This window comes from Fructilactobacillus fructivorans, from assembly GCF_001434095.1.
GTDB classification, from domain to species: Bacteria; Bacillota; Bacilli; order Lactobacillales; family Lactobacillaceae; genus Fructilactobacillus; species Fructilactobacillus fructivorans.
In genome coordinates, this window is the sequence record NZ_AZDS01000014.1 from 1 (window position 1) to 279 (window position 279).

The 279-nt window shown below is 42.7% G+C and carries 1 protein-coding gene; it reads left to right on the forward strand.

The genetic code is table 11. From position 1 onward, the window contains the following. Nucleotides 1–279: mucin-binding protein (locus tag FC73_RS07035; RefSeq protein ID WP_162250899.1), on the forward strand; the 279-nt coding region annotated here is incomplete at both ends.

The window sequence follows — 279 nt, forward strand, 5'->3', positions numbered from 1 at the left end:
CTGGTCGGAAGACGATTCATTATGTCGATCACGATGGCAATAGAGTTGCCCCAAGTAAAACGATTACTACCAATTTCCATCGAACTGGCATTAAAGATCTAAGAACCAACCATACGAATTGGAACAATTGGAGTAGTAGTGATAACTACTACAATGCAACCTCCCCATCAGTTGATAATATGACCCCAAGTCAGCCGCAAATTAGTGGGACGTTGTCTCCAAACGAAGATGATTCGGAAACCGTGGTCTATACCGATAATACTGAACCAGTGAATGACC